Origin of the sequence: Streptomyces sp. ME02-8801-2C (genome assembly GCF_033793965.1) — a bacterium.
Classification (GTDB): Bacteria; Actinomycetota; Actinomycetes; order Streptomycetales; family Streptomycetaceae; genus Streptomyces.
Genome location: NZ_JARAXP010000005.1, coordinates 109,539 through 133,446, shown reverse-complemented (window position 1 = coordinate 133,446; position 23,908 = coordinate 109,539). Strand labels below are relative to the sequence as shown.

The window sequence follows — 23,908 nt, the reverse complement described above, 5'->3', positions numbered from 1 at the left end:
CGGCGAAAACCGGGGTCCTCCGTTGTTCACCACTGGGTCAGTGGCTGGTGAGTTCGCCGGTGAGCTTGCTGTGGAGGTCGGCGCTGGGGTTGTTCAGCCCGATGATCTCCACGGTCTTGCCGCGCTGGGCGTATTTGGTTTCGATCGCGTCGAGGGCGGCGACCGAGGAGGCGTCCCAGATGTGGGCGGCGGACAGGTCGATGACGACCCTGTCCGGGTCGGTGGCGTAGCTGAACTGGCCGACGAGGTCGTTGGACGAGGCGAAGAACAGCTCACCGGTCACGGAGTACACCACCGTGCTGCCGTCGGGGTCGGTGACGGCGGTGACGTTGGCGAGGTGGGCGACACGCTTGGCGAAGATGACCATCGCGGTGATGGAGCCGACGACGACACCGATGGCGAGGTTGGAGGTGGCGACCACGCAGATCACGGTGATGACCATGACGGCGATCTCCCCGGTGGGCATCCGCCGAAGTGTCTTGGGTGCGATGGAGTGCCAGTCGAACGTCGCGAACGACACCATCACCATCACGGCGACGAGGGCGGCCATGGGGATGTCGGACACGACCGGTCCGAAGGCGATGCACAGCACCATCAGGAACGAGCCGGCGAGGAAGGTGGAGAGGCGGGTGCGGGCGCCGGACACCTTCACGTTGATCATCGTCTGGCCGATCATGGCGCAGCCGCCCATGCCGCCGAAGAAGCCGGTGACGATGTTGGCGATGCCCTGGCCGATGGACTCGCGGGTCTTGGAGGAGTGGGTGTCGGTGATCTCGTCGACGAGCTTCGCGGTCATCAGCGACTCCATCAGTCCGACCAGTGCCATCGCGAACGCGTACGGGGCGATGGTGGTCAGGGTCTCGATGGTGAACGGCACGTCCGGCAGGCCCGGCACCGGCAGCGAGGACGGCAGTACGCCCTTGTCGCCGACGGTCGGCACGGCGATCCCGGCGGCGACCGTGATCACGGTGAGGATGACGATGGAAACCAGCGGCGCCGGGATCACGGTGGTGACCTTCGGGAAGAACACCATCAGGGCTAGCCCGGCGGCGATCAGCGGATACACGGGCCAGGGCACGTCGTGCATCTCGGGGACCTGCGCCATGAAGATCAAGATGGCGAGGGCGTTGACGAAGCCGACCATCACCGAGCGCGGAACGAACCGCATCAGCTTCGCCACTCCGAGTGCGCCTAGCGCGACCTGGATGATCCCGGCGAGGATGACGGCGGCGACTAGGTAGCCGAAGCCGTGCTCACGGTTGAGCGGGGCGATCACGAGCGCGACGGCACCGGTCGCCGCCGAGATCATCGCGCGCCGTCCGCCGACGATCGAGATGACCACGGCCATGGTGAACGAGGCGAACAGACCGACCGCGGGGTCGACACCGGCGATGATCGAGAACGAGATCGCCTCCGGGATCAGGGCCAGGGCGACGACCAGGCCGGCCAGGACCTCGGTACGCCAGACCTTCGGGTCGCTCAGCCAGTCGGGGCGCAGACCGCGCAGCCGCGCGGCGGGAGTCACTACGGGAGAGGACAAGGAGATGCGTACCTGTCGTGCTCGGGCACCCCACTGGTAGGCCGGGGCGCGCGGGAGAACGCGGAGGAACCGGGCCGGCACCCCGCGGGCGGCCCGCGAGGAGCGGGCCGGAAGTCGAAGAAGCGACGGAGCCGGGGGCCTGCGCGGAGGCGCGGCCGGGCGGCTCACATCGGGGAGCGAAGAGTCACGGTGGGCAGGCGGCGGCGATGGGCGTCGTGGGCTCGCGCACACTCTCTCCTGCAAGAATTGGATCTTCGCCGGGGGCGGCATTGGCCCCGGAACGGCAGTCGCGGGGCAGCCGGGCCGCCCGCGCATCAGCAACTCTACCCTAACGTTAGAGTAGAGGGTGGCGGCATCGCACGGGGCGCGGTCCCGACAGGACGAGAAGGGCCAGGAGACAGGCGTGGACGACAAGCACATGCAGATCGGCGAGGTCGCCGCGCGGACGGAGCTGTCTCTGCGCACCATCCGGCACTATGAGGAAACCGGCCTGGTCATCCCCTCCGCCCGCTCCCAGGGCGGCTTCCGCCTCTACACCGAGGCCGACGTCGTCCGGCTCATGGTCATCCGGCGCATGAAGCCGCTCGGCTTCACCCTCGACCAGATGCGCGACCTCCTGGACGCCACCGACCGCCTTGACGGCGACGACCCCGTCGATGCCGCCGAGCGGGACGTCCTGCTGGGCCGTGTCCGCGTCTACGAACAGGCCGCGACCGAGCAGGTGGACAAGCTCCGCGTCCAGCTGGCCCGCGCCGAGGACTTCGCCGCCACCCTCCGCACGCACCTGAACCAGAACACCTCTGTCGCCCTGCCCTGACCCGCGCGTTCAGGGAGAACGGACTCCTGGGCCTGCTTCAGGCCGGTGCGCTCCATCCGGCGCCACTCGACGTACATGCCCTCGATGCCGCGGGCTGTCGACACGAGATCCTCGGCCGCGCTGTCCGCACCGCAAGCAGCAGCCCACGCACGAAGGTCGCGCTCCGAAGGCGGACGCGTGCCGCTCTCGAAGCGCGAACACTTCGACTCATGCCAGCCGAGACTGCTGGCCAGCGCTCGCTTGGTGAGCCCGGCTTCGACCCGGATTTCACTCAGGCGTTTACCCAGGGCCCTGCGGGCTTCCTGAACGCTCGAAGATGGCGATGTCATGTCGCTGCGATACTGCCGTTCGAGCCGTCAGGCCGGCTGGAACTCTGCGTGCGGTGTTGCCCGCGCCCACACGGACTCGAAGGCAGACTTGCAGAGCTTCGCCACCTCAGGGTCTTCTGTGAGCTCCACCTCCATGTTCTCGCCCTCTCCGTCAAAGTGGTTGACGAGGACGAGGCTGGAGTCGAAAAGCCAGAAGTCGTTGCCCGGAAGCGCCAGGCCCGTTGCGTTTCGCCGGGAGAGCCAGCGCACCTCTTCGCCAGCAGCGATGTTCAGTCCGTCCGTCACGTCGTACTCGAAGCGGACGTACTCGCTGACGGGAGTCGACACGACCCGGGCTCGGCGGACCTCGACGCCTCGCGAGGTCGCCTCAGTGACGATGCTGTGCCAGTCACCCCAGCGTTCGGCCGGGTCGAGTGCCACGCCGGCCTTCCAGTCGACGAAGGCGGGATCCGACTTCATGTAGGCGTCGCGCATCTCCAGATGAACGGCCGTCCTCTGGCAGTCGCGGAACAACTCCTCAAACGTCGGGGTCCTCATCGGCCTTCTTCACCTCCAGGAAGAACTGCACCATGCGCCGGGGGATCTCTGGTGCACCGGCCGCGGCGAGCTGGATGACCGCCCCCGCCGCGCCTCATGGAGCTGGCAAGCAGCTGTTTCTGACTGATCGGTCCACACGGGCTCGCCAAGATGAGCCCGAACTCCTAACACGGTGAACGTTCCCGGTCACAGCACTAAGGCGTACCGGCTGCTCAAAGGCATCATGGAGACGGCCGTCGACGATGACCTGATCAGCCGCAACCCGTGCCGGATCAAGGGCGCCGGAAAGGAGTCCGCCGCTGAGCGCCGGATCGCCACCGTCGCCCAGGTCGACGCCCTTGCCGATGTGATCGGTATCCGCTGGCGTTTCATGGTCTACCTCGGGGCGTACGGACCGATGCGGCCCGAGGAGTTGGCCGGCCTCCGGCGCCGAGACGTCGACCTCGACAACCTCGTGATCCGCGTCCATGTCGCCGAGCCCGAGCGAACCAACGGGCAGCGTGCTCCCGGGGCCACAAAGTCGGATGCGGGCGCCCGCCTCGTCGTCCTTCCGGCCTTCCCGGAGGAGGAGGTGAAACGCCACCTCGCCTGGTACGCGGAGAAGGGGCCTGACGGTCTCCTCTTCGTCGGCGAGAAAGGGGCGGCCTTCCGCCGCACATCCTTCGGCCGGAAGTGGCGGCGCGCCCGGGTCGTCGCAGGTCTCCCGGACGGCTTCCGTTTCTACGATCTTCGGCACACCGGACACACCCTGTCGACGCGCTCTGGCGCCACCCTGAAGGACACGATGGTTCGCGCGGGTCAGTCCTCGGAGAAGGCCGCGCTGATCTATCAGCACTCCGACGAGGAGCGGCAGCGGGAGGTCGCCGCCGGGCTCGATGGTCTGGTGCGGACCGAGCGTGCGAAGCGTCACAAGGATCAACCCGCGCACCACAGTGAGGAGGCCGCCGAGAGCTAATGGTGCGGTTGTGGTGCGGCACCTGCCCACCGGTCTAGACAACAAAGAACCCCCGGGTCGATGACCTGGGGGTTTGTCATGGAGCGGGTGACGAGAATCGAACTCGCACTCTCAGCTTGGGAAGCTGATGTTCTACCACTAAACTACACCCGCGTAAGACGCCGGTACGACCGGTGTCCGAACGCTCAGTCACTCTACCGTACGCCAGGCCCCCGGCGCCGAAGCCGTGGGGCCTGCCGCCGTTTCTGGGCGGTTCCGGCGATGTTCCGGATGTGAATCGCCCGCAGATCAGACCCTGACGGGGCCGGAAACCCACGCGAACCGGACCCGTTCCCACCGCGTGACCCGGCTGCGGGCGGCCGGAGTTGGGGCGTACGGTGGGGGCGCGGAAGAGGGGTCGGGCAGGATCGGGCGGGATCGGAGTGCCGCCTGGAGGGCCGCCCTTTTCGTCCCGTAATGTGACGGTCCTCGTCGGTCTCGGCAGTGACCGGCGACGGCTCTTGGGGAAGGGACTCTGAGGACTTGATCGAGCGCACCGTCGTCCGTTGTGCCGAAGGGCACGTGTTCAGCACCGCTTCGTTTCCGATGCAGCAGGCCGAGCGGCTCGGCCCCGGCCGGCTGGTCCGGTGTCCGCGCTGTGCGCGGCTCCGCAGTGTGGTGCCGGTGACGTTGGAGCAGCAACAGCAGCAGCGGAGCACCACCACCAGCAAGTGAAGTGGAAGTCGAAGCAGTAGTAGTAGCAGTAGCAGGCGCGCGAGGTCGACCGATGGTGTCGGGTTCGCGCGCCTTGCGTATCCTCGGGGCGTGCTTCTCTCAGACAAGGACATCCGGGCCGAGATCGACTCCGGGCGGGTACGGATCGAGCCCTACGACGAATCCATGGTGCAGCCGTCGAGTGTCGACGTGCGCCTCGACCGCTTCTTCCGGGTGTTCGAGAACCACCGCTACCCCCACATCGACCCCTCGATCGAGCAGGCCGACCTGACGCGCCTGGTCGAGCCCGAGGGCGACGAGCCGTTTATCCTCCACCCCGGGGAGTTCGTGCTCGCCTCCACGTACGAGGTCATCACCCTTCCCGACGATCTCGCCTCCCGCCTCGAGGGCAAGAGCTCGCTCGGGCGCCTCGGACTCGTCACCCACTCCACCGCCGGGTTCATCGACCCGGGGTTCAGCGGACACGTGACGCTCGAGCTCTCCAACCTCGCCACCCTCCCCATCAAGCTCTGGCCCGGTATGAAGATCGGCCAACTGTGCCTGTTCCAGCTCAGCTCGTCGGCCGAGTACCCGTACGGCAGCGAGCGGTACGGCTCCCGGTACCAGGGGCAGCGTGGGCCCACTGCCTCCCGGTCCTTCCTCAACTTCCACCGGACACAGGTGTGAGCGACGTGAGTGACGCCAGTGATGTAAGTGACATACGGGAGAACCTGACCTACGAAGCGTTCGGTGGTGCCGTGCGTGAGCTCGCGCAGAGCATCGCCGACGACGGGTACGAGCCCGATGTCGTGCTCAGCATCGCGCGGGGCGGGGTGTTCGTCGCCGGTGGGCTTGCCTATGCGCTCGACTGCAAGAACATCCATCTGGTCAACGTCGAGTTCTATACCGGTGTCGGGACCACGCTTCCCATGCCCGTCATGCTCGCGCCCGTCCCGAACGCGATCGACTTCTCCGACAAGAAGGTCCTCATCACCGACGACGTCGCCGACACCGGCAAGACGCTCAAACTGGTGCGCGACTTCTGCCTGGACGCCGTCGCCGAGGTGCGTTCGGCGGTGATCTACGAGAAGACGCAGTCGCTCGTGAAGTGCGAGTACGTGTGGAAGCGGACCGACGCGTGGATCAACTTCCCGTGGAGTGTCCTGCCTGTAGTACGTAAGTCGGGGGAGCCGGTCACGCCGTCGAAAGAAGCGCTCTGACGCCCTGCCCGCCCTACCTGCGGACAGCGCTCAGATCGCGGCGGAGCACCACGCGGGCCGCGCGCGTCGCGTCTCCGTGCGCCTGCCTGGCGGTCGAGTACTCGGCCGAGGTCAGGTCGTGGCCTTCGGCCAGCACCTGCCTCACCTCGCGGAGGGTGTGATACGAGGCCGTTATCGCGGCCTCAACCTCGTCCGAGACGCCCAGCAGGAACATGCGTTCCCGGGCTTCGTCGCAGCCGGAGGCGCGGAAGGCCTCGCGGACCCTTGCCGCCAGCTCATCGTGCGGTTGCCCGTCCGCGACCGTGCCCCGCATGGCCTCGTGGGCTCGCCGGAGGGTGACGAAGCAGTCCACGTACAGATCGCGGCGATCCTGAAACACGCGATCGATCATTGCTCGGCGCCAGCGAACATGCTCGACGGCTATGGTGGCCCCCGCTCCGCCGGCGATGCCGACGGCGGTGCTTACGATCGTTGTCCACTGCACGGCGCGAATTCTCGCATGTGGACGCGGAGTTGATCGCGAAGCCGCAGCCCCCCACGGTCATTGATACGGTCCCGGCATGCCTCAAACGCGCGGATCGAGCGGCCCCGTCACCGCCGACGACGTCGAGTACGCCGTCCGCCTGGCGGTGGCCACCCTGCGGGCGGCGAAAGCGCCGGACTGGGACGCCAAAGCCGGTTCCCTGGAGTGGAGCTGCTGGGAGACCGTCGAGCACCTCGCCGACGACCTGTTCTCCTACGCTGCCCAACTGGGCCCCGCGAGCCCGCCGTTGGACACGCATGTCCCGTTCGTCTGGAGCCGAAAGAAGCCCGGCGGCCCGGCGAACGTCATCTTCGCGGACCGTGACGCCGGCACGGCCGGCCTGTTGCAGGTACTGGAAGCCTGCGGCGCCCTGCTGACGGCCATCGCGCGGACTGCGCCGCCGGCAGTCAGGTCGCACCACGTCTTCGGTGCGTCCGATCCCGAGGGCTTCGCCGCCATGGGGGTCGTCGAGACGCTGGTGCACATGTACGACATCGCCGAGGGCCTCGGCATCGACTGGGTGCCGGACGCCGACGTCTGCCACCGTGTGCTGCTCCGGCTCTTCCCCCACGCCCCGACGGACACCGACCGGTGGCTCACCCTGCTGTGGGCCACCGGCCGCGCGGAAATCCCAGGCCGGCCGCGACTCACGCAATGGCGTTGGCACGGCGCACCCGCCGCCGACAGGCAGTAGACAGCCCCCTGGAACCTCAGCGGGCCCCCTGGAACCTCAGCGGGCCCGCTGAAAACTCAGGGGCCCCCTGAAAACTCAGGGGCCCCCTGAAAACTCAGGGGCCCCCTGAAAACTCAGCGAGCCCCCTGGAACCTCAGAACGTCCCCAGCTTCACGATCGACAGCAGCGCGATCAGCTGGATCGCCGACGCCCCCAGTGCCTTCGGCCACGGCAGGTCGTGGGAGCGGCGGACCATGATGGTCAGGAGTACGCCCGCCGCGACCCAGGTCGCCCAGCCGAGGATCTGTACGAAGGGGGCGTCGCCGCCCGCGAACATCGCGACGACGAGGCGCGGGGCGTCCGTGATGGACATGACCAGCATGGAGAGGCCGACCGTCGGCTGCCAGGCGCCGTCGCCGCCGAGCTGGCGGGCCAGGGTGTGGGTGACCACGCCCAGGATGAAAGCGCTCAGGACCATCGCGACGCCCGTCGTCAGCACGATCGGGATCGCGTTGCTGAGCGTCGCGTTTATCGTGTCCTGGCGGGTGTCGTCGAACCCGAAGACGGCGATCAGGCCGTACAGGAACGTGACGACGAGAGCCGGCGCCCACACCTGGTAGTCGCGCATCTGGAGGAACGTGCGGTCGGGGGCGGTCACGATGCCGCGCAGCAGTTCCTTCCAGCGCAGCCGCGGACCGGCCGGGGCCGAGGGGCCGCCCGCGCGATAGGTGTCGCCCTGGTTGTACGGGTCGTCGCTCGTCGTGAACGCCTGTGTGTGACCAGGGTTGTTGGCCGCGTACGGGTCCACGGGGGCGTCGGGGTGGCCCTGGGGGCCGTGCCCGTACTGGCCGTGCTGCTGCCCGTGACCGCCGTCGCCGAAGTACTCCGGCTCGCCGTGTCCACCGGGCCCGCCCTGTCCGCCGTAACCGCCGCCGGGGTTCGGCTGCGGGGGCCACTGCCGCCCTCCGGCGCCGCCCGGGCCGCCGTAGGACGGCTGTCCGCCGCCGTACGGCTGCTGCTGCGGCGCGGAGGGGTAGCCGTACGACGGGCCGCCCTGCGGGGGCTGCTGGCCGTACGGCTGCTGCCGCGGTTGTTGTTGCGGTCGCGCTTGCGGGGGGCGGTTGTCCCGGCCGCCGCGTCCGATCCTGAATCCAGCCACGTCATCGAACGTACCTGGTCCTGGAGAGTGGCGCGTGGGGCCCGGGCTTCCGGACCCCGCTTTGCTGCCGACCTGTGACATCCCGTAAGGGGGGCCTGGGCTGCTTCCCTAGGGGAGTTTCGCTTCTGTCCCCTACGGGAGCAGGCCGTCGATCAGGCCGTCCGGCACCGAGGTCGCCCCGGCCGTCCTGATCCCCGTCGCCGAGCCGAGCAGGCGCACGGAGCTCACGCCGCCCGACACGTACAGGTCGGCCTTGCCGTCGCGGTTGCCGTCGCGCAGGCGCAGCTTCGCGCCGAACATGTCGCCTGCTGTGAGGTTGCCGGGGATGCCGGCCGTGCTGCGGGCGAGCCACTGCGCGCCGGTGGTCGTGAGACCGCCCGCGCGGCCGTAGAGGACGTGGACCCCGCCGGCGTACGGCTGGCCGCCGATCTTCTCGCCGTACGCGCCGATCGCGAGGTCCCGGTAGCCGTCGCCGTCGATGTCGCCGGCGGCGATGCCGGCGCCGAAGCTGTCGTCCGGCTCCGTACTGTCCGCGATACCCGGTGTGTTCTGGGTGAGGCGGGTGACCCTGGCGGGTCCGGCGGCGGCGCCGTACCAGATGCTGACCATGCCGCGGTAGGAGGAGAACAGCGGGGTGCCGATGGCGATGTCGCCCTTGCCGTCCTTGTTGAAGTCGGCGATGACGCCGTCGCCGCCGCGCTCGACCTGGCCGCCGAGGCTGTGCACGCCCTCCAGCCGGAGCGTGCGGCCGGGGACCAGGCTGGTGCCGCCCTTGATGAACCAGGCGTCGGAGGCGATGGTGCCGGCGCCGAGGACATCGCCGATGACGACGAGGTCGGTCTTGTTGTCGCCGGTCACATTGCCCGCGATCAGCGAGGAGACCTCGAACTGCCCGTTCCTGTCCAGGGCGGTGACCGAACCGGCCACGCCCGCGCGGGAGATGGTGCCCCGGTAGACCCACGCCTTGCTGCCCGCGACGACGGCCAGGTCCTTCTTGCCGTCCCCGTTGAAGTCGCCGACCGCGAGGTCCGTGCCCATCCGTGCCCACGAGGTGTGCGACCGCGCCGGGATGCTGGTCCCGCCGGACAGGCCGGCCCTGCTGCCCCAGAGGATGGTGACCGAGCCCTGGCTCATCCGGCCCGCCACGCTCTCGCCGGTGGCGGATACGGCCAGGTCGCCGTACCCGTCGGCGTTGAAGTCGGCGGCGGCCCGGACGTTCCCGAAGTTGTCGTCGACCTCGTCGGAGTCGGGCACACCGGGGCTGTTCTGGCCGATGTACTGGACCCTGGTGCCCGGTCCGTTCGCCGTGCCGAAGGTGACCTTGACGGCGCCGCCCCGGTGCTCGTGCCGGGCGCCGTAGGAGAACTCGGCGTAGTCGCGGTGGCCGTCGCCGTTGAAGTCGTCGGCGTACTTGGCGGGGGCCGCGGTGGCGGGCGTGGTGAGGGCCAGCGGTGCCAGGCCGGTGGCGAGCAGGGTGGCGGCCAGGGCCGCCGTGGTGATGCGTGTCCGTCGCATGGTGGTCTCCCCGGTACAGGTGCACGCGGTCAAGTGCACGTCCGCGTAAGCGTGTTGGCACGGTGGGCGGTTCCCGTGAGTACGTGGGAGACGGTCGGTGACGGCCGAAGGTTGTACGGGAGGGGGCCCTGCGAGACCCCTACAGGAACTCCGAGCTGGAGAACGTCACCGACGGCTTCGCCGCCACCAGGCCGTTCTTCGTGCCGGGGTAGACGGCCACCTCGTCCCACGTCTCCCCCCGATACGTCCGCACCACCAGGTCCGCCCGGCCGTCACCGTCGAAGTCGCCGACCGTGAGGACGCGGGTCGTGCCCCGGGTCGGTGGGGCGACGGTGACCATGCCCTTCGTCGAGAGGCCGGTCGTGGCTGTCGGGGCCCGGAAGATCCTCAACCGGGAGCCGCTGGAGACGAGTTCGGCGCGGCCGTCGCCGTCGAAGTCGCCGGTGTCGAGCATCGAGCCGGGGGTGGCGAGGGTGCCGGAGGCCGCGTCGGGGAGGTCGTAGCGCAGTGACGTTTCGCCCATCGCGCCCACCGCCGCGTCCAGGTTCTTGCCCTTCCCGAAGCGGCCGAGGGCGACGTCGATGCCCTCGGGCAGCACGGCCCCGGTGCGTGTCGGGCCGTTCGGGCCGCCGAGGACGACCGACGACTTCGCGGTGCCGTCCGCCGTACGGACGATCAGGTCGTCGTAGCCGTCGCGGTTCACGTCGGCCGCCGGGCCCGTGGGGACGTTGCCGGGGGCGACGATCGGCGGGCCGGCCTTGCGCGGGGTGCCCTTGCGGGTGAACGGGCCGCGCAGATAGCTGAGTTGGACGTCCGAGGCGTGGACGACCAGGTCCTTGGCGCCGTCGCCGTCGAAGTCGCCGCACACCGGCTGGTCGGGCCAGTCGTTGCCGGCGCGGGCCTGGCCGGGGATCGTGAGGGTGACCGCGCGGCCGGTGAGGCCGTTCGGGGAGCCGAAGAGGAGCTGGAGGGGTACCGGGGGCCGGCCCTGGCCGTCGTAGGGCGGGTCCGTCGACACGATCAGGTCGGTGAAGCCGTCGCCGTCGAGGTCGCAGGTCTCCTCCGCGTCGAAGACGGCCGGCAACTGGCCCTTCGTACGGGCTGCTTGGCGGGACGGGCTGAGCAACTGGCGGGCGCCGGGGACGAGTCCGCCCGGGGAGCCGTAGACGATGCCGATTCCGGCGTCGTCGGTGTGGAGTTGGTCCTTGACCAGGTCGCCCAGGACGAGGTCGCGGTGGCCGTCGCCGTTGAAGTCGTCCGGGACCTTGCTGCCGTCGCCCTGCGGGATCGGGCGCTGGGCGGGGGCCTTGGCGGCGCGGATCGGGGTCCGGTCGGGGGTCGCGCCCTCGTCGCCGGAGGAGGGGCCGCAGGCGGTGAGGGCCACGAGGGCGCCGATGGCCGCCAGGGCGGTGGTGGCCGTCGTACCCCGACCGCCGCTTCGCACCCGCGTCCGCACCTGCATTCGTGCCCGCACCTGCGCCCGCATCCGCACCCTGCACCTCGTCCGGACCATTGACCCCATTGGCAACTACTCAGTAATGATGCACGTGTTCGAGACAAGGCGACAGCCCCGTGCCCGTGCGGGGCAGGGGGCTGTCGGCTGCAGCGGTGCGGCCGGTTACTTCACCGGCTGCGGCTCCGGCGCGTTCTCGGACTCCGGCTCGTCCGCCGGGGGCTCGTCGTCGGAAGCCGGGGTCTTCACGGACGTCAGGAGCAGCTGGGCGACGTCGACGACCGTGACGGACTCCTTCGCCTTGCCCTCGTTCTTCTTGCCGTTGACCGAGTCGGTCAGCATGACGAGGCAGAAGGGGCAGGCGGTGGAGACGATGTCGGGGTTGAGGGAGAGGGCCTCGTCGACGCGCTCGTTGTTGATGCGCTTGCCGATCCGCTCCTCCATCCACATCCGCGCGCCACCCGCGCCGCAGCAGAAGCCGCGTTCCTTGTGGCGGTGCATCTCCTGCTGGCGCAGGCCCGGGACGGCCGACATGATCTCGCGCGGGGGCGTGTAGATCTTGTTGTGGCGGCCCAGGTAGCAGGGGTCGTGGTAGGTGATCAGGCCCTCGACGGGCGTGACCGGGAGCAGCTTGCCCTCGTCGATGAGGTGCTGGAGCAGCTGGGTGTGGTGGATCGTCTCGTAGTCGCCGCCGAGCTGCGGGTACTCGTTGCCGATCGTGTTCAGGCAGTGCGGGCAGGTCGCGACGATCTTCTTCGCCGACCTGGGCTTCTTCGACTCCGGGGTGACATTGCCGTCGTCGTCGATCTCCTCGCCGAACGCCATGTTCAGCGCCGCCACGTTCTCCATGCCGAGCTCCTGGAACAGGGGCTCGTTGCCGAGGCGGCGGGCGGAGTCGCCGGTGCACTTCTCGTCGCCGCCCATGATCGCGAACTTGACGCCCGCGATGTGGAGGAGTTCGGCGAACGCCTTGGTGGTCTTCTTGGCGCGGTCCTCGAGGGAGCCGGCGCAGCCGACCCAGTACAGGTACTCGACCTCGCTGAGGTCCTCGATGTCCTTGCCGACGACCGGGACCTCGAAGTCGAGCTCCTTGAGCCATTCCAGGCGCTGCTTCTTCGCCAGGCCCCAGGGGTTGCCCTTCTTCTCCAGGTTCTTGAGCATCGTGCCCGCCTCGGACGGGAACGCGCTCTCGATCATCACCTGGTAGCGGCGCATGTCGACGATGTGGTCGACGTGCTCGATGTCGACCGGGCACTGCTCGACGCAGGCGCCGCAGGTGGTGCAGGACCACAGGACGTCCGGGTCGATGACGCCGTTCTCTTCCGCCGTGCCGATCAGGGGGCGCTCGGCCTCCGCCAGCGCGGCGGCCGGTACGTCCTTCAGCTGCTCCTCGCTGCCCTTCTCCTCGCCCTCGGCCGTCTTGCCGCCGCCCGCGAGCAGGTAGGGGGCCTTGGCGTGGGCGTGGTCGCGCAGCGACATGATCAGGAGCTTGGGGGACAGCGGCTTGCCGGTGTTCCAGGCCGGGCACTGCGACTGGCAGCGACCGCACTCCGTACAGGTGGAGAAGTCGAGCAGGCCCTTCCAGGAGAACTGTTCGACCTGGGAGACGCCGAAGACGTCGTCGTCGCCGGGGTCGGTGAAGTCGATGGCCTTGCCGCCGGACGTCATCGGCTGGAGGGCGCCCAGGGCCGTACCGCCGGTCGCCTCGCGCTTGAACCAGATGTTCGGGAAGGCCAGGAAGCGGTGCCAGGCCACACCCATGTTGGTGTTGAGCGAGACGACGATCATCCAGACGAACGACGTCCCGATCTTGATCATCGCCGTGAGGTAGATCAGGTTCTGCAGGGTGCCGAGCGACAGGCCCTTGAAGGCGAGGACCAGCGGGTACGAGGCGAAGTAGCCGGCCTCGTAGTGCTCGACGTGGTGGATCGCGCCCTCGAGGCCGCGCAGGGTGTAGATCGCGAGGCCGATGGTGAGGATGACGTACTCGACGAAGTACGCCTGGCCCGCCTTGGAGCCCGCGAAGCGGGACTTGCGGCCGGGGCGCGAGGGCAGGTTCAGCAGGCGGATCGCGATGAGCACGGCGATGCCGAGGATCGTCATCACGCCGATGAACTCGATGTACAGCTCGAACGGCAGGAAGCCGCCGATGACCGGCAGCGTCCAGTCCGCCGAGAAGAGCTGGCCGAAGGCCTGCGCGAGGGTCGGCGGCAGTGTCAGGAAGCCGATCGCCACGAACCAGTGGGCGAAGCCGACGATGCCCCACCGGTTCATCCGCGTGTGGCCGAGGAACTCCTTCACCAGCGTCACGCTGCGCTGATAGGGGTTGTCCGTCCGCAGACCGGCCGGGACCGGCTGGCCGAGCTTGAAGTACCGGACGAACTGACCGATGGCGCGTGCGAGCAGCGCGACGCCGATCACGGTCAGGACGAGCGACACGATGATCGCGGCGAGTTGCATGGAGGGGCTCCTCAGGCCTGCGCGTAATGACGTACGTAATGACTAATGGAGCAGTATTACTAAGCGGTAACTTAGGCAGTCTGTCAGAGACTACTCATATCTTGAACCGCACTGTAGCCAGCGGCGGAGTGATCTGGATCGCTCAGGCTTACCTGAGTGGCGGATCGGGGCCGATCGGATCAGGCGACTTTCCGACGATGTTGCGTCGTGTTATTCGTACGCAATTGTTACATTTGCGCCTACCGTGAATCCGTGCTCTACGGGATTCTCGCCGCCACCGCCGCCCTGCTCCTCGCCGCCGTCCTCACCGCCCTCCTGCGGACCCTCGCCCTGCGGCTGGGGGTGCTCGACCGGCGCCGGGCACGGCCCCTGCCCCTGCTCGGCGGGCTCGCCGTCGCGCTCGCCACGGGCCTGGTCGCGGGCGCGGGGGAGTGGACCGGGTACGCCCCGCTGGGGGACGGGGTCGGCGAGCTGCTGGTCGCCGGGGCGGGCGTCGGCGCGCTGGGGCTCGTGGCCGACGTACGGCGGGTCAAGGCGCGCTTCCTCGTCGTCGGTACGGGTGTCGCCGCCGCGTTCGTCGTGCCGTACCGGGAGCTGGGGCTCGGGGTCGGGCTGCTCGCGCTGCTCTGGATCGTGTTCGTGGCCCTCGCCTTCCGGGCCCTCGACCACGCCGACGGGCTGCTCGGGACCGTCGGGGTGCTCACCGCCTTCGGGGTGGGCGCGTGTGCCGCCGTCGAGGTGTTCGACGGGCTCGCCGTGCTGCTCAGTGTCCTGGCCGCCGCGCTCACCGGGTTCCTGATGCACAACTGGCATCCCGCGCGGATCGCCCTCGGCGCCTGCGGGTCCCTGTTCACCGGGTTCGTGCTGGCGTCGGCGGCGGTGGTCGTGCGGACCGGGCACGAACTGGCGTCCAGCGCGGGGGTGTTGTTCGCGCTCACCGCCGTCGCGGGCGCGGACGTGGTGCTGGTGGTGGTGTCGCGGCGGCTGGCCGGGCGGCCCCTGTCCCGGGGCGGGCCCGACCATCTCGCTCACCGGCTGCGGCGGCTCGGGCTCACTTCGCGCGGGGCGGCCCTGCTGCTCGGTGCGGGCGCCTTCGGGGCGGTGCTGGTGGGGGTGCTCGTGCACGGCGGGTGGGTCGGGGAGTCGGGGCTGTGGTGGGTGGTGGGGGTGGCCGGGGTGGTCGTACTGGGGCTGCTGAGGGTTCCCGTGTACGGGCTTCGGCAGGATCCGGCGGTGCAGTCCGCGCAGGTCAGAGCGGCGTTGCGCGTAAGGAACGGATAAGAGTTGAGTGGGGTCGACTCAGCTCTGTTGACCGGGCGGCGGGAGTGATGCACACTTGAGCCTGTTCCACTCAAGTCAGACTGCAAGTCAGGCTCCAAGTCAGGGTCCGACTCGGTCATGCAACTCGGTCATTCCCTTGGAGGAATCGAAATGGCACGTGCGGTCGGCATCGACCTGGGCACGACTAACTCCGTCGTCAGCGTTCTGGAGGGCGGCGAGCCCACCGTCATCACCAACGCCGAGGGTGCCAGGACCACGCCGTCCGTCGTCGCCTTCGCGAAGAACGGTGAGGTGCTGGTCGGCGAGGTCGCCAAGCGTCAGGCGGTCACCAACGTCGACAGGACCATCCGGTCGGTCAAGCGCCACATGGGCACCGACTGGAAGATCGAGCTCGACGGGAAGAACTTCAACCCGCAGCAGATGAGCGCCTTCATCCTGCAGAAGCTCAAGCGCGACGCCGAGGCCTACCTGGGCGAGAAGGTCACGGACGCGGTCATCACCGTCCCGGCCTACTTCAACGACTCCGAGCGTCAGGCGACGAAGGAGGCCGGCGAGATCGCGGGCCTGAACGTCCTGCGCATCGTGAACGAGCCGACGGCCGCCGCTCTCGCGTACGGCCTCGACAAGGACGACCAGACGATCCTCGTCTTCGACCTCGGTGGCGGCACCTTCGACGTGTCCCTCCTGGAGATCGGTGACGGCGTCGTCGAGGTGAAGGCCACCAACGGTGACAACCACCTCGGTGGTGACGACTGGGACCAGCGCGTCATGGACTACCTGGTGCAGCAGTTCCGCACCGGCCACGGCGTGGACCTCGGCAAGGACAAGATGGCCCTCCAGCGCCTGCGCGAGGCCGCCGAGAAGGCCAAGATCGAGCTGTCCTCGTCCACCGAGACCTCGATCAACCTGCCCTACATCACGGCTTCCGCCGAGGGCCCGCTGCACCTGGACGAGAAGCTCACCCGCGCCCAGTTCCAGCAGCTGACGGCCGACCTGCTGGAGCGCTGCAAGACGCCGTTCCACAACGTCATCAAGGACGCGGGCATCGCCCTGTCCGAGATCGACCACGTCGTTCTCGTCGGTGGCTCGACCCGTATGCCCGCCGTCGCCGAGCTCGTCAAGGAGCTGACCGGCGGCCGCGACGCCAACAAGGGCGTCAACCCGGACGAGGTCGTCGCCATCGGCGCCGCGCTCCAGGCCGGTGTCCTCAAGGGCGAGGTCAAGGACGTACTCCTCCTCGACGTCACCCCGCTGTCCCTCGGTATCGAGACCAAGGGAGGGATCATGACGAAGCTCATCGAGCGCAACACCACGATCCCGACCAAGCGTTCCGAGATCTTCACGACGGCCGAGGACAACCAGCCGTCCGTCCAGATCCAGGTCTACCAGGGCGAGCGCGAGATCGCGGCGTACAACAAGAAGCTCGGGATGTTCGAGCTGACGGGCCTGCCGCCGGCCCCGCGCGGTGTCCCGCAGATCGAGGTCGCCTTCGACATCGACGCCAACGGCATCATGCACGTCACGGCCAAGGACCTCGGCACCGGCAAGGAACAGAAGATGACCGTCACCGGCGGCTCCTCGCTGCCGAAGGACGAGGTCGACCGGATGCGCCAGGAGGCCGAGCAGTACGCGGACGAGGACCACCGTCGCCGCGAGGCCGCCGAGACCCGCAACCAGGGCGAGCAGCTCGTCTACCAGACGGAGAAGTTCCTCAAGGACAACGAGGACAAGGTCCCCGGCGACATCAAGACCGAGGTCGAGGCCTCGATCGAGGAGCTGAAGACCGCGCTCAAGGGCGAGGACATCGCCGAGATCCGCACGTCCACGGAGAAGGTCGCCGCCGTCTCGCAGAAGCTGGGCCAGGCCATGTACGCCGACGCCCAGTCCGCGCAGGCCGCCGGTGGCGACGCGCCCGGCGCCGAGGCCCCCAAGGCCGACGACGACGTGGTGGACGCCGAGATCGTCGACGACGAGCGCAAGGACGGTGCCGCGTGACGGAGGAGACTCCGGGCTTCGACGAGAAGCCCGACGTCCCTTCCGGCGCCACGTCCGACGACGCCGAGCCGAAGACCGCCCCCTCTTCGGAGGGGGCGGCCCCGGCCGGGGACGCAGCAGCAGCACAGGTCGCCGGTCTGACGGCACAGCTGGACCAGGTGCGTACGGCGCTCGGTGAGCGCACCGCGGACCTCCAGCGGCTCCAGGCCGAGTATCAGAACTACCGCCGCCGGGTCGAGCGGGACCGGATCACGGTCAAGGAGATCGCCGTCGCGAGCCTCCTGACCGAACTCCTGCCCGTGCTCGACGACATCGGCCGCGCGCGGGACCACGGTGAACTGGTGGGCGGGTTCAAGTCCGTCGCCGAGTCGCTGGAGTCCGTCGCCGCGAAGATGGGCCTGCAGCAGTTCGGCAAGGAGGGCGAGCCCTTCGACCCGACGATCCACGAGGCCCTGATGCACTCGTACGCGCCGGACGTCACGGAGACGACCTGTGTGGCGATCCTGCAGCCGGGTTACAAGTTCGGTGAGCGCAACCTGCGTCCCGCGCGGGTCGCGGTGGCCGAACCCCAGCCCGGGGCGACGCCGGCCGACAAGGACTCGACGTCGGGCGACGCGGCGGACGGCAAGGAGAGCGGTGGCCCGGAAGAGGGCTGACGTGCATGACGGCGGTGGGAAGGAGGGACGTCGAGGATGAGCACCAAGGACTTCATCGAGAAGGACTTCTACAAGGTTCTCGGCGTCCCCAAGGACGCCACCGAGGCCGAGATCAAGAAGGCGTACCGGAAACTCGCCCGCGAGTTCCACCCGGACGCCAACAAGGGCAACGCCAAGGCCGAGGAGCGCTTCAAGGAGATCTCCGAGGCGAACGACGTCCTCGGTGACCCCAAGAAGCGCAAGGAGTACGACGAGGCCCGCGCCCTCTTCGGCAACGGCGGCTTCCGCCCCGGGCCGGGCGCGGGCGGCGGCTCCTTCAACTTCGACCTGGGCGACCTCTTCGGCGGCGGCGCCCAGGGCGGGGCCGGGGCCGGCTCCGGTGCGGGCGGCTTCGGCGGCGGCATCGGGGATGTCTTCGGCGGCCTGTTCAACCGGGGCGGCGGCACCACCCGTACGCAGCCCAGGCGCGGCCAGGACATCGACACCGAGGTCACGCTGAGCTTCACGGAGGCGGTGGACGGCGCGACGGTCCCGTTGCGCATGACGTCCCAGTCACCGTGCAAGGCGTGCTCGGGGACCGGCGACAAGAACGGCACACCGCGCGTGTGCCCGACCTGCGTGGGCACCGGCCAGGTGGCGCGCGGTTCGGGCGGCGGTTTCTCGCTCACCGACCCGTGCCCGGACTGCAAGGGCCGGGGCCTGATCGCGGAGCACGCCTGCCTGGTGTGCAGCGGCTCGGGGCGCGCCAAGTCCTCCCGGACGATGCAGGTGCGCATACCGGCCGGGGTCGCGGACAACCAGCGCATCCGCCTCCGCGGCAAGGGTGCCCCGGGCGAGCGGGGCGGTCCGGCGGGTGACCTGTACGTCACGGTCCACGTCGACAGCCACCCGGTCTTCGGCCGCAAGGAAGACAACCTGACGGTGACGGTGCCGGTGACGTTCGTCGAGGCGGCACTCGGCGGCGAGGTCAGGGTCCCCACCCTGGGCGGCCCGCCGGTCACCCTCAAGCTGCCCCCGGGCACGCCCAACGGGCGCACGATGCGCGCGCGGGGCAAGGGCGCGGTCCGCAAGGACGGCACCCGGGGCGACCTGCTGGTCACCGTCGAGGTGAGTGTCCCGACGGAGCTGGCGGGGAAGGCTCGTGACGCACTGGAGGCGTATCGCGAGGCGACCGCGGACGAGGATCCGCGGGCGGAGCTGTTCGAGGCGGCGAAGGGAGCCTGACCGAGATGGACGGTCGTCGACGCAATCCGTATGAACTGACCCACGAGACCCCGGTCTACGTCATCTCGGTGGCGGCCCAGCTCTCGGGCCTGCACCCCCAGACCCTGCGCCAGTACGACCGCCTGGGCCTGGTCTCCCCCGACCGCACCGCCGGCCGGGGCCGCCGCTACTCGGCCCGCGACATCGAACTGCTCCGCACGGTGCAGGCGTTGTCACAGGACGAGGGCATCAACCTGGCCGGCATCAAGCGGATCATCGAACTGGAGAACCAGGTCGCCGCGTTGCAGCAGCGGGTTGCGGAGATGGAGTCGGCCCTGGACGGCGCAGCCGCGGCGATGCAGCAGCGGGAGGCAGCGGTGCACGCGTCGTATCGGCGGGATCTGGTGCCGTATCAGGAAGTTCAGCAGACCAGTGCGTTGGTGGTGTGGCGGCCGAAGCGGTCGCAGGACTGACGTAGCCCACAGGCAGGTGAAAGGGGCCCGGAGGATTCTCCGGGCCCCTTTCCACGTGGTCACAGCCAGTTGTTCCAGATGCCGTAGGCCACCTGCCGCGTGGCGAGTTCGACGCCCGAGGTACCGGTGAACACTACTCGGTAGTAGTAGAGGTTCAGCAGGTCCGCGTGCACGGTGTGATCCATGTAGATGGTCGGGCGGCCGACCTTGGCGGTGGTGAGGGTGGTGTAGGAGCCCGAAGCCGGGTCCCAGCGGTCCACGCGATAGTCGGGCAGCAGGGAGCAGTCACCCAGACCGTCTGTCTCTTCGCAGCCGACCTCCAGCGCCGGGTACTGGCCCTGGCGGACCCCGGTCCCGGTCCAGCCCGGGGGCCGGGTGTCGGACAGGGTGACCGAGATATCGGCCGTGTGGAAGAAGTCCGGGCCCTCCTCGATGTAGGCCCAGTCGTCCGTGGCGGCCACCCGGTAGACGTGGGTGGATCCGTCCGGGACGGTCGGGCAGAGGATCTCGGTCTCGGCGAGCGAGTCCCCCTTCCAGCAGTTCTTCTTCCAGACGGTGTCGCCGGTGTCCGGGTCGGTGATGCCCTGCCATACGTAGTACGCGGCGATGTCGTCGTCGGCGGGTGGCGTCCAAGTCAGGCGTACGCCGAGCGGAAGCTCCTCGGCGGTCAGGTTCCGTACCGGGGCCGGACGCTCGGTGTCCGGCGTGGTCGCCGTGGCCGCCGCGCCGGGCTGCGAGGCGTGTCCGTACCGGTCGACGGTGACGATCCGGTACTCGTACGTCGTCCTGGAAGCCCCGGAGACATCCCAACAGCTGCCGTGGAGAACCTTGCGGCCGGCGTACGCCGGAGCGTCGTCACCGGCCCACCACCAGTTGACCGAGGGGTCCGTCAGCCGCTCGTCGAACGCGATGCCCGACTTGCACTTGTCCACGACGGTGCTCTCGCCCGTCGCCGGGTCGGTCCGCAAGATCTGGTATGTCAGCAGCGGACCATCGTCGTAAGTCCACGGGTCGGCACTGCTCCACGAGACGACCACCCCAGGGCCGGCCCGGTTCGCGGTGGTCTCGTACGGGGGGATCGCCTCGGGCCGGTCCGCCATGGACAGGGTCACCTCCGCACGGGCGGCGGCGTTGCCCCCGGCGTCCGTCGAGCGGACCGCGTACCGGTATGTGTCGGCGGTCGCGGCCAACTGGCGTGGCACAGCGTCGGTTTCCTTGGTGGTGCCACCGCCGGGCAGCGCGTCGAGCCAGCCGCTTGTGGCCGGGTCGTACTGGACGACCTGATAGGCGGAGGCCCCACTGACGGGCGACCAGATCAGGTGCGGAACCCCCGACCGGTACTCGACGCGGGCGTCGGCGACTGGCGCAGGGGGCGTCAGGTCGGGGGTGGTGAACGTCGTGGCGGCCGAGTAGAGGGACCAGTTGCCGGCCGCGTCACGGGCTCGGCCGCGGTAGGTGACCTTGCTGCCGTCGGCGGGATAACCGGCGTCGCAGATCGCGCCCTTGGGACCGGAGTAGACGGTGGTCCAGATGCCAGTGACAAGGCGCTGCATCTCATACCAGGCGATGTCGGCTTGGTTCTGCGCAGTGGTGACGAGCTGGGGGGCTGCATACGGCTGATCGCCTGGGCACGCGTCCCAGGCCACCGACGGGGCGGCGGGCGGGGTTTTGTCCACGGTGGTGACGGGCAGGTCCGCAGTACCAGACGAGTCATGGCCCGCCTTGTCGCGGGCGCGGACCTCGTAGTAATACATCGCCCCCGTTTTCGGAAGTGCGGTGTCGATGTACGTAGTGGCGACGGTCGTCATCAGCGGTCTGCTGCCGAAGGAGCCGCTCTTCAGCCGCCGATACACCCGATACCCCGCGAGATCCATCTCCTTGTTCCGCGACCAGGTGAGTTTGGCCGTGCCGCTGCTCTTGTCGTACGTCACCGCTGCGCCGACCGGGACGAGTGGCTTGACCCTGTCCGTGCTCGCCGAAGTGCGGGGCGCGTAACCGAACTGGACGTTTGCGGAGCCTGTCCAGTTGGCGTAGTCGATGCGGAGGGCGTGCTTGCCGGAGGGGATGTCGACGTTGACGGTCTTCTTCACAGTCGATGACGTGTTTTTCCACAGGTCGACCCTGCGCTTGCCGTCGAGGTAAACGCGGATGCCGTCCTGGGCGGCGAGGGTGAAGGCGAAGGGCCCGCCGGATCCGAAGTCCCGGGTGACGGTCCAACGGACGCCGAAATTGTCTTTCGGAAGGCCGGTGGCGGGGGCTCCGGCGCCCCAGTTCTCAGCGATGACGGAATCGCAGTCGGTTCGCCTGGGCGTGCCCGACAAGGCAGTGTTTGCGAAGAACTGCCGCTTGAAAACAGGTGAGTTGCAGGTGGTTGCGGCGGCCGCGAATGGAGCTGCGGTGGTGAGCAGCGCACCCGTGCTGACGAGCACGACGGCAGTCGCGGTGATGGCCGGGCCTGCCGCGCGTCTGGCTGGGTTCATGCCATCCTTCGGTTTCTTGTTCGGATGAGGCCCGCAGCAGGCGTTCCTCTGCTGGGACTTGATCAGTTGGGGCGCGTTATGCGGCGGAGTGATCAACCCGCCAACCTCGATTGCTCAACCATCCGTGCAGCCGACGCGATTCAGGCGATGCGTCGGCTGCACTCTTCTCCAGGTCAGTTCAGCGGTGCGTTGACCGCCCAGTCACCCGCCGGGAGCGACTCAGTGCCGTCCGTCGCCACGGCCTTCACCCAGTAGTAGGACGTCGTGCCGGGCTTCGAGGCGGTGTCGACGTACACGATGGCCGTCTTGCCGAGGGTCGCGATCCTCTCGTACGTCGAAGTCGCCGCGTTCCAGCGGTAGACGCGGTAACCGCCCGCCGCCTGCGGGGAGTTGGCGTCCAGGCCGGTCCAGAAGACCTGGTTGGCCCTGTTGCCCTCGGTCGGGACGGCGGTCACGTGCAGGGGTGAGCCGGGCGGGGTCGCCACGGTCGGGGTGGTGTTCAGTTCCGTGGCCACGACCGTGGGGGCGGCGCCGGTCTCCGTGTGGACCGAGTTCCAGGCGTTGTCGAGGGCGTCGACGAAGAAGCAGGCCTGTTCGCCGTTCGGGCGGGTGAGGTAGGAGTACGAGGTGGTGTCGGCGTTCACGTACTTCAGGAGGCCGGCGGAGCACACCTTCTCGCCGGTCGGGGCGCCCGTACTGTCCTTGCCGTCGACCAACTCGCCTGCGTAGACCGCGTATCGCGCGAGGTCCGAGGCCCGGTTTGCGTCCCAGCTCAGCTTGAAGCCGTACTCGGTCGGGGTCGCCTTCAGGCCGGTCACCGCAGGCGGCGCGGTGTGGTCGTCGTGCTTGCCGTCCACGGCGACGGAACGCGCCGACTCGTTGCCCGCGGCGTCGACCGCCGAGACGCGGTAGCGGTAGGAGACGCCCTCGACGACCGACGTGTCCAGGTACGACGCCTTGTTCGTCCGGGCGACCTCGAAGAGCCTGCCCTGCGGCCCGACCGCCCGGTACACCCGGTACGACACGGCGCCCTCGACCGAACTCCAGCTGAGCCGGAGCCCGTTCAGTTCGGACTCGTTGACGACCGTCGGCCCCTGGGGCGCGGCCGGAGCGGTGCGGTCGACGGTGACGACGCTCTTGTCCGTCGTACCGCCGGACTCGTTGCCCGCCTTGTCGTACGCGCGGACCTCGTAGAAGTAACTCGCGCCTGTGAGAGGGAGGTTGGTGTCCGTGTAGGAGGGGGAGGCGGTGGTCGCGAGGGGGGTGCTGCCGAAGGAGGTGCCGTTCAGGCGGCGGTAGATCCTGTACCCCGCGAGGTCCATCTCCTTGTTCTTCGCCCAGGTGAGCTTCGCCCTGCCGGTGGCCTTGTTGTACGAGACGGAGGGGCCAGTGGGGGTGAGGGGCTTGACCCTGTCTACGGCCGCTGAAGTCCGGGGCGCGTAGGCGAAGTTGACGTTCGCGTTGCCGGTCCAGTTGGCGTAGTCGACGCGCAGGGTGTGCTTTCCGGACGGGATGGTGACGTTGACCTTCTGGGTGCGCGTCGATGAGACGTTTTTCCAGAGGTCGACCTTGCGTTGGCCGTCGATGTAGACGCGGATGCCGTCCTGGGCTATGGCGGTGAGGGCGAAGGGGCCGCCGGAGCCGAAGTCGCGGGTCACTGTCCAGCGGACGCCGAACATGTCCTTCGGGAGGCCGGGGGCGGGGGCGTTGGCGCGCCAGTTCTCGGCGATGGAGGCGTCGCAGTCCGTCTTCTTCGGGGTGCCCGAGAAGGTGGCGTTGGAGAAGAACTGGCGTTTGTAGACGGGGGAGTTGCAGCTCGTCGCGGCGGAGGCCGGTGCGGCGGCGACCGCTGTGAGGAGGCCGCCTGCGGTGGCGAGTACGACGGCCGTCGCGGCGGACGTGGTCACGTTCGTGCGTCTGGCGAGGTTCATACGGGTGTGGGTCTG

Annotated in this window: 19 protein-coding genes, 1 tRNA gene and 2 pseudogenes; 11 read left to right on the top strand and 11 right to left on the bottom strand. The window is 69.0% G+C overall.

All coding sequences use genetic code 11. The features are described 5' to 3' along the window. Positions 1-37: 37 nt before the first annotated feature. A complete protein-coding gene (locus PV396_RS17855) occupies positions 38-1,540 on the bottom strand; it encodes a SulP family inorganic anion transporter (protein WP_319205755.1) in 1,503 nt (500 codons plus the stop codon). A gap of 403 nt (positions 1,541-1,943) precedes the next feature. Here PV396_RS17855 and PV396_RS17850 point away from each other — a divergent pair, with 403 nt between their 5' ends. Beyond that, entirely contained in the window at positions 1,944-2,357 is a 414-nt protein-coding gene (locus PV396_RS17850) for a MerR family transcriptional regulator (RefSeq protein WP_319205754.1), read from the top strand. Positions 2,358-2,485: 128 nt separating this feature from the next. Here PV396_RS17850 and PV396_RS17845 read toward each other — a convergent pair. After that, a pseudogene (locus PV396_RS17845) lies at positions 2,486-2,686 on the bottom strand (helix-turn-helix domain-containing protein); the annotation flags it as partial. Positions 2,687-2,713: 27 nt separating this feature from the next. Then, the gene (locus PV396_RS17840; protein ID WP_416071429.1) at positions 2,714-3,223 is read right to left on the bottom strand and encodes a DUF6879 family protein; all 510 of its coding nucleotides are present in this window, start codon (positions 3,221-3,223) and stop codon (positions 2,714-2,716) included. Positions 3,224-3,419: 196 nt separating this feature from the next. Between PV396_RS17840 and PV396_RS17835 the strand changes: the two are divergent. Then, positions 3,420-4,178: pseudogene (locus PV396_RS17835) on the top strand (tyrosine-type recombinase/integrase); the annotation flags it as partial. A gap of 79 nt (positions 4,179-4,257) precedes the next feature. Here PV396_RS17835 and PV396_RS17830 read toward each other — a convergent pair. Next, a tRNA-Gly gene (locus PV396_RS17830) sits at positions 4,258-4,331 on the bottom strand. A gap of 372 nt (positions 4,332-4,703) precedes the next feature. Between PV396_RS17830 and PV396_RS17825 the strand changes: the two genes are divergently transcribed. The 3 genes from PV396_RS17825 to PV396_RS17815 all read left to right on the top strand — a co-directional run bounded on the left by PV396_RS17825 (position 4,704) and on the right by PV396_RS17815 (position 6,091). Then, the gene (locus PV396_RS17825) at positions 4,704-4,892 is read left to right on the top strand and encodes a hypothetical protein (RefSeq protein WP_319206338.1); all 189 of its coding nucleotides are present in this window, start codon (positions 4,704-4,706) and stop codon (positions 4,890-4,892) included. Positions 4,893-4,982: 90 nt separating this feature from the next. Next, the gene (gene dcd / locus PV396_RS17820) at positions 4,983-5,558 is read left to right on the top strand and encodes a dCTP deaminase (RefSeq protein WP_319205753.1); all 576 of its coding nucleotides are present in this window, start codon (positions 4,983-4,985) and stop codon (positions 5,556-5,558) included. A 5-nt stretch (positions 5,559-5,563) separates the two neighbouring features. After that, a complete protein-coding gene (locus PV396_RS17815) occupies positions 5,564-6,091 on the top strand; it encodes a phosphoribosyltransferase (RefSeq protein ID WP_319205752.1) in 528 nt (175 codons plus the stop codon). Between the two features lie 13 nt (positions 6,092-6,104). Here PV396_RS17815 and PV396_RS17810 read toward each other — a convergent pair whose 3' ends face one another. Continuing rightward, positions 6,105-6,575, bottom strand: a complete 471-nt coding sequence (locus PV396_RS17810; RefSeq protein ID WP_319205751.1) for a hypothetical protein — start codon at positions 6,573-6,575, stop codon at positions 6,105-6,107. A gap of 76 nt (positions 6,576-6,651) precedes the next feature. Here PV396_RS17810 and PV396_RS17805 point away from each other — a divergent pair, with 76 nt between their 5' ends. Then, on the top strand, positions 6,652-7,308 hold the full coding sequence (locus PV396_RS17805) for a hypothetical protein (protein ID WP_319205750.1): 657 nt from the start codon (positions 6,652-6,654) through the stop codon (positions 7,306-7,308). Between the two features lie 133 nt (positions 7,309-7,441). Here the strand turns inward: PV396_RS17805 and PV396_RS17800 are convergent, their stop codons facing one another. From PV396_RS17800 to PV396_RS17785, 4 genes are all read right to left on the bottom strand, one after another. Further along, on the bottom strand, positions 7,442-8,527 hold the full coding sequence (locus PV396_RS17800) for a Yip1 family protein (RefSeq protein WP_319205749.1): 1,086 nt from the start codon (positions 8,525-8,527) through the stop codon (positions 7,442-7,444). Positions 8,528-8,578: 51 nt separating this feature from the next. After that, on the bottom strand, positions 8,579-9,961 hold the full coding sequence (locus PV396_RS17795) for an FG-GAP and VCBS repeat-containing protein (protein ID WP_319205748.1): 1,383 nt from the start codon (positions 9,959-9,961) through the stop codon (positions 8,579-8,581). A 139-nt stretch (positions 9,962-10,100) separates the two neighbouring features. After that, on the bottom strand, positions 10,101-11,423 hold the full coding sequence (locus PV396_RS17790; RefSeq protein ID WP_319205747.1) for a VCBS repeat-containing protein: 1,323 nt from the start codon (positions 11,421-11,423) through the stop codon (positions 10,101-10,103). 156 nt (positions 11,424-11,579) lie between these two features. After that, positions 11,580-13,874 (bottom strand): heterodisulfide reductase-related iron-sulfur binding cluster, encoded by a 2,295-nt coding sequence (locus PV396_RS17785; RefSeq protein WP_319205746.1) that lies wholly within the window; start codon positions 13,872-13,874, stop codon positions 11,580-11,582. Between the two features lie 252 nt (positions 13,875-14,126). Here PV396_RS17785 and PV396_RS17780 point away from each other — a divergent pair, with 252 nt between their 5' ends. The 5 genes from PV396_RS17780 to PV396_RS17760 all read left to right on the top strand — a co-directional run bounded on the left by PV396_RS17780 (position 14,127) and on the right by PV396_RS17760 (position 19,482). Further along, positions 14,127-15,155 (top strand): MraY family glycosyltransferase, encoded by a 1,029-nt coding sequence (locus PV396_RS17780; RefSeq protein ID WP_319205745.1) that lies wholly within the window; start codon positions 14,127-14,129, stop codon positions 15,153-15,155. A 150-nt stretch (positions 15,156-15,305) separates the two neighbouring features. Further along, positions 15,306-17,150, top strand: a complete 1,845-nt coding sequence (gene dnaK, locus PV396_RS17775; RefSeq protein WP_319205744.1) for a molecular chaperone DnaK — start codon at positions 15,306-15,308, stop codon at positions 17,148-17,150. Continuing rightward, on the top strand, positions 17,147-17,806 hold the full coding sequence (gene grpE / locus PV396_RS17770; RefSeq protein WP_319205743.1) for a nucleotide exchange factor GrpE: 660 nt from the start codon (positions 17,147-17,149) through the stop codon (positions 17,804-17,806). The genes dnaK and grpE overlap by 4 nt, the downstream gene beginning before the upstream one ends. A gap of 36 nt (positions 17,807-17,842) precedes the next feature. Next, positions 17,843-19,030, top strand: a complete 1,188-nt coding sequence (gene dnaJ / locus PV396_RS17765; protein WP_319205742.1) for a molecular chaperone DnaJ — start codon at positions 17,843-17,845, stop codon at positions 19,028-19,030. Between the two features lie 5 nt (positions 19,031-19,035). Beyond that, positions 19,036-19,482, top strand: coding sequence for a heat shock protein transcriptional repressor HspR (locus PV396_RS17760; RefSeq protein WP_319205741.1), 447 nt, complete (start codon positions 19,036-19,038; stop codon positions 19,480-19,482). A gap of 59 nt (positions 19,483-19,541) precedes the next feature. Here PV396_RS17760 and PV396_RS17755 read toward each other — a convergent pair whose 3' ends face one another. Further along, on the bottom strand, positions 19,542-21,962 hold the full coding sequence (locus PV396_RS17755; protein ID WP_319205740.1) for a PA14 domain-containing protein: 2,421 nt from the start codon (positions 21,960-21,962) through the stop codon (positions 19,542-19,544). A 173-nt stretch (positions 21,963-22,135) separates the two neighbouring features. Beyond that, on the bottom strand, positions 22,136-23,893 hold the full coding sequence (locus PV396_RS17750; protein WP_319205739.1) for a PA14 domain-containing protein: 1,758 nt from the start codon (positions 23,891-23,893) through the stop codon (positions 22,136-22,138). Between the last annotated feature and the right edge of the window lie 15 nt (positions 23,894-23,908).